Source organism: Mycobacterium sp. TH-M15 (assembly GCF_057473705.1).
Map to the genome: position 1 here is coordinate 1 of NZ_JBYCLB010000168.1, position 8873 is coordinate 8873.

8 protein-coding genes and 1 pseudogene are annotated in these 8873 nt (G+C 72.8%); all 9 read right to left on the reverse strand.

Features of this window, described 5'->3' with window-relative positions; genetic code table 11:
* Window positions 1-97: 97 nt before the first annotated feature.
* Window positions 98-613: pseudogene (locus AC2VNT_RS03940) on the reverse strand (shikimate kinase); the annotation flags it as partial.
* Window positions 614-619: 6 nt separating this feature from the next.
* Complete coding sequence (gene aroC / locus AC2VNT_RS03945; protein WP_486945616.1) at window positions 620-1837, reverse strand: chorismate synthase; 1218 nt, start codon at window positions 1835-1837, stop codon at window positions 620-622.
* A gap of 156 nt (window positions 1838-1993) precedes the next feature.
* Entirely contained in the window at window positions 1994-2356 is a 363-nt protein-coding gene (locus AC2VNT_RS03950) for a hypothetical protein (protein ID WP_486945609.1), read from the reverse strand.
* A 140-nt stretch (window positions 2357-2496) separates the two neighbouring features.
* Window positions 2497-2910: a prepilin peptidase gene (locus AC2VNT_RS03955; RefSeq protein WP_486945610.1), complete on the reverse strand. Its 414-nt coding sequence runs from the start codon at window positions 2908-2910 to the stop codon at window positions 2497-2499.
* Window positions 2911-3200: 290 nt separating this feature from the next.
* Entirely contained in the window at window positions 3201-4028 is an 828-nt protein-coding gene (locus tag AC2VNT_RS03960; protein ID WP_486945611.1) for a shikimate dehydrogenase, read from the reverse strand.
* The gene (locus tag AC2VNT_RS03965) at window positions 4006-5334 is read right to left on the reverse strand and encodes an endolytic transglycosylase MltG (protein WP_486945612.1); all 1329 of its coding nucleotides are present in this window, start codon (window positions 5332-5334) and stop codon (window positions 4006-4008) included. Before AC2VNT_RS03965 ends, AC2VNT_RS03960 begins: the two co-directional genes overlap by 23 nt.
* Window positions 5327-5833 (reverse strand): Holliday junction resolvase RuvX, encoded by a 507-nt coding sequence (gene ruvX, locus AC2VNT_RS03970; protein WP_486945613.1) that lies wholly within the window; start codon window positions 5831-5833, stop codon window positions 5327-5329. The genes AC2VNT_RS03965 and ruvX overlap by 8 nt, the downstream gene beginning before the upstream one ends.
* Window positions 5830-8550: an alanine--tRNA ligase gene (gene alaS / locus AC2VNT_RS03975; RefSeq protein ID WP_486945614.1), complete on the reverse strand. Its 2721-nt coding sequence runs from the start codon at window positions 8548-8550 to the stop codon at window positions 5830-5832. The genes ruvX and alaS overlap by 4 nt, the downstream gene beginning before the upstream one ends.
* Window positions 8551-8654: 104 nt before the next feature.
* Window positions 8655-8873 (reverse strand): YjbQ family protein (locus AC2VNT_RS03980; protein WP_486945615.1); only part of this gene is annotated, 219 nt, incomplete at its 5' end.

Sequence of the window (8873 nt, forward strand, 5' to 3'; positions counted from 1 at the left end):
GGCGCGCCGCCAGCGCCGCGGGCGTGGCGGGGGTCGGCGGTGACGACGCCGGCGGCCCGGCGGGCGTCGCGGCGTCCGGTGTGCCGGCCGGGCCGGCGGCCGGTTCGCGGGGTTGCAGCCGGGAGACGATGTAGCGCACCACCGCCCTGGGGTTGCGCCGGTTGGTGTTCACCCGGATGGTGGCGACCCGGCGGTACAGCGGCACCCGTTCGGTCATCAATTCGTGGAACTTCTCGGCGCGGCCGGGTCCGGCCAGCAGTGGGCGCACCGTCGTGCCGCCGGTGCGGCGGACCCCCTCGGCGGCGCTGATCTCCAGGAACACCACGGTGTGGCCGGCCAGCGCGGCACGCACCCCCGGGGTGGTGACCGCCCCGCCGCCGAGTGAGACCACACCGTCGTGGTCGGCCAGCGCCGCGCGCACCACCGTCTCCTCGATCCGGCGGAACTCCGCCTCGCCGTCGGCGGCGAAGATGTCGGCGACGCTGCGGCCGGTGCGGGCCTCGATCGCGGCGTCGGTGTCCAACAGCTCGACGTCGAGCGCCTTGGCCAGCCGTCGCCCGATGGTGGACTTGCCCGCGCCGGGCAGCCCCACCAGTACCGCCTTGGGTGGCATCACCGCCTACCCGGATACCCGGGCCGGGTCGCCGGCCGGCTCACGGGCGGCCACCGAACGCCGGTACGCCTCGACGTTGCACCGGGTCTCGGTCAGCGAGTCGCCGCCGAACTTCTCCAACGCGGCCCGGGCCAGCACCAGCGCCACCATCGTCTCGGCCACCACCCCGGCGGCCGGCACCGCGCAGACATCGGAGCGCTGGTGGATGGCGACCGCTTCGTCGCCGGTGGCCATGTCGACGGTGGCCAGCGCCCGGGGCACGGTGGAGATCGGTTTCATCGCGGCCCGCAGCCGCAGTTCCTGGCCGTTGGTCATCCCGCCTTCCAGCCCACCGGCCCGGTTGGTCGAGCGGGTCACGCCGTCGGGACCGGGGTACATCTCATCGTGCGCCTGGCTGCCGCGGCGGCGGGCGGTGGCGAAGCCGTCGCCGATCTCCACGCCCTTGATCGCCTGGATGCCCATCACCGCGGCCGCGAGCTGGCTGTCCAGCCGGTTGTCCCCGCTGGTGAACGAGCCCAGCCCGACCGGCAGGCCGGACGCCACCACCTCCACCACCCCGCCCAGGGTGTCACCGTCGGATTTGGCCGCTTCGATCTCGGCGATCATCGCCGATTCGGCGGTCTTGTCGTACGCCCGCACCGGGCTGGCGTCGATCGCCGCCAGGTCATCGGGGCACGGCGGCGGGCCGTCGTACGCCCGCGATGCGCCGATCGAGACGACGTGGGAGAGAACCTGTACGCCGAGGGCCTGGTCGAGGAAGGCCCGGGCGATGGTTCCGGCCGCCACCCGGGCGGCGGTCTCTCGGGCGCTGGCCCGCTCCAGCACCGGGCGGGCGTCGTCGAAGCCGTACTTGAGCATGCCCGCGTAGTCGGCGTGGCCGGGCCGGGGCCGGGTCAGCGGCGCGTTGCGGGCCCCGCCCGCGCTGTCCAGGGTGCCCGGATCGACCGGGTCGGCGGCCATCACCGTCTCCCACTTCGGCCACTCGGTGTTGCCGATCTCGACGGCGATCGGACCGCCCAGCGTGACGCCGTGCCGCACCCCGGCCAGCAGCGTCACCGCATCGGCCTCGAACTTCATCCGGGCGCCGCGGCCGTAGCCGAGGCGCCGGCGGGCGAGCTGGGCGGCGATGCCGTCGGTGGTGACGGTCACCCCGGCGACCATCCCTTCGACCACCGCCACCAGGGCGCGGCCGTGCGATTCACCGGCAGTGATCCAACGCAACACGTGTCCCATCTTCCCATGCCGATTCGGCCGCCGACGCCGGACCGGTTCCGCATCGACGGAATCAAGCCCGTGCGGGCGCGGCGACGGCCGATCGTGGACGCGTGCGCACGGGAAGCAACCGGCGCGGCCGGCGGCCCTCCGCAGCCCCAGGAGTCCTCAGGAGTCGTTTTCGGGGGCCAGCACACTGGCCGCCCCGGGCCCGTTCATCACCGAGGTGACCTCGTCCACGGCGCCGGTGTCGAAGAGCCCCTCCAGCCCTTGGACCGGGTTCTGCTCCTCGATCACCACCAGCGGCGGCTGGCCGGGCAGACCCTGCTGCTCCGGCACGCCGAGCGTGTCCGGACCCTGGCTGAACAGGTCCAGCCAGGCGGCCGTCGCGTCCATGCCCTCGGCGTTGGAGAGCTGAACGGCCGGCACCTGCACGTCCGGCAGCGACGGACCACTGGCATTGGCGGCGAACAACCCGGCGCCAGCCACCAGGGCACCCGCAGCAACACCGGCGACAACGCTTCGCTTCACCTGTCGCCTCCTTCGATCGCGGGTCACGGTGTCCGCCCAGACGCTTACACCTGAGTCGATACTACCTGATAGCCGACTGAGCATCCAACACATCTCGTTAAACTTTTTCCGGCAGGCCAAAATCCCGGCGATTCCCCAGGTCAGAGCGGTGTCAGTGCGATCGCCGCCAGGCCGGCCAGGCACATCGACGGGCCGTGCGGCACGCTGCGCGCCCCCCGCAGCACCAGTGCGGCGATCGCCCAGCCGGCGGTCAGCAACGGCGCCAGCACCGCCGCCAGCGCCCACGCCGCAGCCCCCGACGACCCGGTCAGCGCACCGATGCCGATGGCCAGCTTCACGTCGCCGGCACCCAGCGCGCCCGGCGCCGCCAGGTGCACCGTCAGATACACCGCGGTCAGCGCCACCGCACCGGCCAGCGCCGGCTCGCCCCGCCCGGCCAGCGCCGCGAACGCCAGCACCGCCGCCGCGCCGGGCAGGGTCAGCCAGTTCGGCAGCCGGCGCTGCCGGATGTCGTAACCGCTCAGCGCGGCCAGCCAGACCACCACCACCCACACGTTCGGGAGGCTAGTCCGGCGGCGGCCGGGCGCAAGTCAGTCTCCGCCAGTCGGCCGGGTGACTAATTACCGTGCGTCAGCTGGTCTTTCGCCGCAGAGCAGACCGTCCACGTGTTGTTCTCCTTACGGACGTACAGCGTCCTGTCGCCCGGCGAATCGGTAAACGCGATTGTGGCGGACGCGACGGCGCCGCCGACCTGGATGTCGAAGAGTTTGGAACCGAGCGGTTTCTCCTCGGCGGCCGCGGTGTCGGGTAGCCCGGGGCGAACGGCAGGTGGTCTGGGCGAGGGCTAGCCCGGTTCGGCCACCGCGCGGCTCATCGCCTCCCGCGGGGCGGGTCGGCCGGTGAACAGCTCCACCTGGGTGTACGCCTGGTGCACCAGCATCTGCAGGCCGCTGATCACGGTGCCGCCGGCGGCGCGCACCGCCGCCGCCAGCGGGGTGGGCCACGGGTCGTAGATCGCGTCCAGCAGTACCGGGACGGCGCGCAGCGCGGCGGCGCAGCGCGCGCCGACGTCGACCGGGACCGTGCTGACCAGCACCGCGGACGCCGCCGCGACGCCGGCCACCGCCGGGTCGTCGAGCGCGACGAAGCGGGCCGGCACGTCGAGCCGGGTCGCCAGGTCCACGATCCGGCCGGCCTTGTCGGGATTGCGCGCGACCACGGTGACACGTTCGGCGCCGAGCCGCGCCAGGGCCAGCACGGCCGCCGGGGCGGTGCCGCCCGATCCCAGCACCAGCGCGGGCCCGGCCACCGCGCCGAGCGCCCCGGCCACCCCGTCGACGTCGGTGTTGTCGGCCAGCCAACCGGTCTCGGTACGCACCAGGGTGTTGGCCGAGCCGACCAGCTCCGCCCGCTCGGTCCGCTGGTCGGCGACGGCCAGCGCGGCGAACTTCCCCGGCATGGTCACCGACACGCCGACCCACTCCGGACCGAAACCGCGGACCACCGCGGGCAGCTCGTCGGCACCGCATTCGATCCGCTGATAGGTCCAGCCGGTCAGGCCGAGCGCCCGGTAGGCGGCCAGGTGCAGCTGCGGCGACCGGGAGTGCGCGATCGGCGAGCCGAGCACGCCGGCCCTGCGACCGGTGCGGCTAGCGGTTGCTCTCGAGGACACCGTTTTGCTGGGCCTGCTCGATGTTGGCCAGATGCTCCTGGTAGTCGTTGGTGAACAGCGTGGTGCCGTTTTTGTCGACGGTGACGAAGTACAGCCAGTCGCCGGGCTCGGGCTGCTCGGCCGCGGTGAGCGCGGCCTCGTCCGGCGAGCAGATCGGCGTCAGCGGAAGACCGATGATCACGTAGGTGTTCCACGGCGTCTCTCGGTGCCGGTCGTCGTCACTGGTGGCGACTTCCCGGCGTTCCAGCGGGTAGTTGACGGTGGAGTCGAACTGAAGCATCTCCGCGTCGGTGTCCAGCCGGTTGTAGATGACCCGGGCCACTTTGGCGTAGTCGTCGGGTTCGGCTTCCTTCTGCACCAGCGACGCCACCACCAACACCTGGTACGGGGTCGTCTGCAGCGTGGCAGCCTTGGTTCGCAGCCCGGACTCGTCGTAGCGGGCGGCGCTGACCTTGATCAGGGTGGCCAGGATCTGCGTCGGTGAGGCCAGCGGGTCGACGCTCCAGGTGCCGGGCGCGATCAACCCCTCGAGTCGGCGGTGCCGATCGGCGCCCAGCTCACCGGTGAGCCTGGTCGCCGGCCCGAGCGCCCAGTCCGGCACCGCCAGCTCGGCCAGCGGCGCGCCACCGGCGGCGGCGCGCAACGCCGTCGCGTCCACCTGGTGGTGTTGGCCGTTGAGGTCGACGCGGGTGGCTTCCGATATCCGGGAGAAGATACCCGGGGTCACCTTTCCGTTGCCGATGTAGGTGGTGTCGTCGAGCTGGCTGCCCTCCGGGATCAATACCAGGCCCATCCGGTGGTCCGGGTCGGTGAGCTGGGCCACCGCGGCCGCGGACGGGATGTGGGTGCGGACCTGGTAGAAGCCCGGCTGGATGGCGGCCATCTTGGCGTTGCCGTAGGAGGCGTCCACGAACGAGCCGACGGTGGCGACCACCCCGGCCTGCTGCAGGGTCTCGCCGATGGCGGCGGCGGTGTCCCCCTGGTGCACCTCGATCAGCACGTCCTGGTTGCCTTCGCCGGTGTAGTCGTAGACCGGGTGCAGCCAACCGGTTTTCAGGTACGCGGTCGCGACGACCAGCGTGCCGATCAGCACCAAGCCCAGCGCAACGGCGAGACGGAGCCGGGTGCGGCGGGCCCGGGCGGCCCGGGCGGCCCGGGCCCGGTCCCGGCGCGACGGTCCGACCGCCGCCGGTGTGGCGCGCTCGCGCGGCGGTCTGGCCACCGGCTCGGTCTCCGCTGTCTGCCACGACTCCCGGGGGCGCGACTGGCCCGGCCGGGTCTGCCGGGTTCGTCGGCGGTCAGCCATCCTCGGCCTCCCCTGTCGCCGCCGGCGTCGCGCTGCGCCGCTGGTCCAGCCAGCTCTGCAGAATGGTCACCGCCGCCACCTGGTCGACGACCGATCGCTGGCGTTTGGCCCGCACCCCGGCCGCGTGCAACGCCCGCTGGGCGGTGACCGTACTCAACCGCTCGTCGGCCAACCGCACCGGTATCGGCGCGATCCGGCCGGCAAGTTGGTCGGCGACGTGGATCGCGTCCCGGGCCGCGGCGCCGGTCCGGTCGGCCAGCGTGCGCGGCAGGCCGACCACCACCTCGACGACCCCCAACTCGGTCACCAGGTCGGCCAGCCGGCGCAGGTGTGCGTCGCCGGCGTCCCGGCGGACGGTCCGCACCGGGGTGGCCAGCACCGCGTCCGGATCCGAGCAGGCGACGCCGATCCGCACCGTGCCCACGTCGACACCGAGCCGCCGGCCGCGGCCCGGATCGTCGGCTCCGCCGGGGCGGTCCGGAGTCCGCTGCGCGATCACGACGGCTGCCCGCGGGTGATCGCCGCCCGGAACGCGTCCAGGGCGGCATCGACACCGGCCGGATCCTTCCCCGAGCCCTGCGCCAGGTCGGCTTTGCCGCCGCCGCGCCCGGCCACCGCCACGGACACCTCTTTGACCAGGTCGTCGGCGCGCAGGCCGAGCTGCTGGGCGGCCGGATTCACCGCGGCGGCGTACGGCACCGTGCCCGGCGAGTCCGGCCCGCCCGCGGCGATCAGCAGCACCGCGGCCGGCTCGCTGCCCAGCGTGCCGCGCACGTCGCCGACCAGCGACCGCAGGTCGGCGGCGGTGCTGCCGGCCGGCATCCGCTGCGCCACCACCCGCACGGCGCCGATCCGCTGGGCGCCGGCCGCGGCCTCGGCGGCGCCGGCCCGGGCCCCGGCCAGCCGGGCCCGCTCCAGCTCCTTCTCGGCCGCCTTGAGCCGCTCCACCAGGTTGGCCACCCGGGCCGGCACCTCCTCGGAGGGCACCTTCAGCGACGACGCCAGCCCGGCCATCAGCGCCCGCTCCTTGGCCAGGTGCTTGAACGAGTCCAGCCCGACGTACGCCTCCACCCGGCGCACCCCGGACCCGATCGACGACTCGCCCAGGATGGTCACCGGGCCGATCTGCGCCGAGTTGTGCACGTGGGTTCCGCCGCACAGCTCCAGCGAGAACGGCCCGCCGATCTCGACCACCCGCACCTCGTCGGGGTAGCTCTCGCCGAACAGCGCCATCGCGCCCATCGACTTGGCCTTGTCCAGTTCGGTGCTGAAGGTGTTGACTTGGTAGTCGGCCTGCACCGCCTCGTTGGTCACCTCCTCGACCTGCGCGCGCTGGTCCTCGGTGAGCGCACCCTGCCAGTGGAAGTCGAACCGCAGATAGCCCGGCCGGTTCAGCGATCCGGCCTGAACGGCGTTGGGTCCGAGCACCTGTCGCAGGGCGGCGTGCACCATGTGGGTGCCGGAGTGGCCCTGCGTCGCGCCGCGACGCCACGCCGGGTCGACCGCCGCCACCACCGTGTCGCCCTCGACGAACTCCCCCGACTCCACGCTGACCCGGTGCACCCACAGCGTTTTCGCGATCTTCTGCACGTCGGTGACCATCGCTTTGGCGGTGCCGCCGGCACCGGCGCCGGTGATGCTGCCGGCGTCGGCGATCTGCCCACCGGATTCGGCGTAGAGCGGGGTGCGGTCCAACACCAGCTCGATCCGGTCGGCTGCGACACCGGCGTCGTCGCCGCCGTGCGCCACCACCGGAACCCGCTTGCCGTCGACGAAAATGCCCAGAATCGTTGCTTCCGAGGCGAGTTCGTCGAACCCGGTGAACTCCGTCGGCCCGGCGTCGACCAGCTCCCGGTAGGCGCTCAGGTCGGCGTGGGCGTGCTTGCGGGCCGCCGCGTCGGCTTTGGCGCGCTGCCGCTGCTCGGCCATCAGCTCGGCGAAGCCCGCCTCGTCGACCGAGAGCCCGGCTTCGGCTGCCATCTCGCACGTCAGCTCGACCGGGAAGCCGTAGGTGTCGTGCAGGGTGAACGCGTCGGCGCCGGAGAGCACGGTCACCCCGGCGGACCGGGTGGCTGCCGCCGCTTCTTCGAAGAGCCGCGAGCCGGCCGCCAGGGTCCGGTTGAACGCCGTCTCCTCGGCCACCGCGATCCGGTGGATCCGGTCGAAGTCGGTGACCAGTTCCGGGTACGACGGGCCCATCGCGTCACGGACGCAGCCGATCAGCTCGCCCACCACCGGGGTGTCGATGCCCAGCAGCTTGGCCGATCGGATCACCCGGCGCAGCAACCGGCGCAGCACGTAGCCGCGGCCGTCGTTGCCCGGGCTGACCCCGTCGCCGATCAGGATCGCCGCGGTGCGGGAGTGGTCGGCGATCACCCGGTAGCGGACGTCGTCCTCGTGGTCGCCGGCGGCGTAGGGCCGGGCGGCCACGGTGGCCACCAGGTCGATCACCGGCCGCAGCAGGTCGGTCTCGTAGACGTTGTCCACGCCCTGCAGCAGCAACGCCACCCGCTCCACACCCATGCCGGTGTCGATGTTCTGGCGCGGCAACGGGCCGAGGATCTCATAGTCGGATTTCGAGCTGCCCGCGCCGCGCTCGTTCTCCATGAACACCAGGTTCCAGATCTCGATGTAGCGCTCTTCGCTGGCCTCCGGGCCGCCCTCCGGGCCGTACTGCGGGCCGCGGTCGTAGTAGATCTCCGACGACGGGCCGCACGGGCCGGGGATCCCCATCGACCAGTAGTTGTCGGCCATCCCGCGGCGCTGGATGCGCTCGGCCGGCAGTCCGGCCACCTGCTGCCAGAGGGCGGCGGCTTCGTCGTCGTCGAGGTAGACGGTGGCCCACAGATCCTGCGGGTCGAACCCGTAGCCGCCGTCGTCGACGCTGTTGGTCAGCAGCGTCCAGGCCAGCTCGATCGCCCGCTGCTTGAAGTAGTCGCCGAACGAGAAATTGCCGGCCATCTGGAAGAAGGTGTTGTGCCGGGTGGTGTGGCCCACCTCGTCGATGTCCGGGGTGCGGATGCACTTCTGGATGCTGGTGGCGGTCGGGTACGGCGGGGTGCGCTGGCCCAGGAAGTACGGCACGAACTGCACCATGCCGGCGTTGACGAACAGCAGGTTGGGGTCGTCGAGGATCACCGAGGCGCTGGGCACCTCGGTGTGGCCCGCCGTCACGAAGTGATCGAGGAAGCGCTTCCTGATCTCGTGTGTCTGCACCGCTGCCTTTCTGGCCGAATCCCGCTCGAATCCGCATCCACTAGAGGCACCACAGTACCGTCCCGGTCACCGACCCCCGACCGGCCGACCAGCCGCAACCGCGGTCAGCGCGGTGCCGTCGCCGACGCCAGCAGACTCAACCGGACCGACCGGCGCGGGTTGTCCCGGTTGAGGTCCACCAGCACCACGCTCTGCCAGACGCCCAGCAGCGGCTCCCCGCCGAGCACCGGGATGCCGATCGACGGTGCGACGATCGCCGGCAGCACGTGATCGGCGCCGTGGCCCGGCGAGCCGTGTGCGTGCCGGTACCGGTCGTCGCGGGG

Bases quoted from the DNA above. Each gene is read 5' to 3' on its own strand.
- AC2VNT_RS03965 (WP_486945612.1), bottom strand. From the start codon at position 5,334: ATGGCTGACCGCCGACGAACCCGGCAGACCCGGCCGGGCCAGTCGCGC.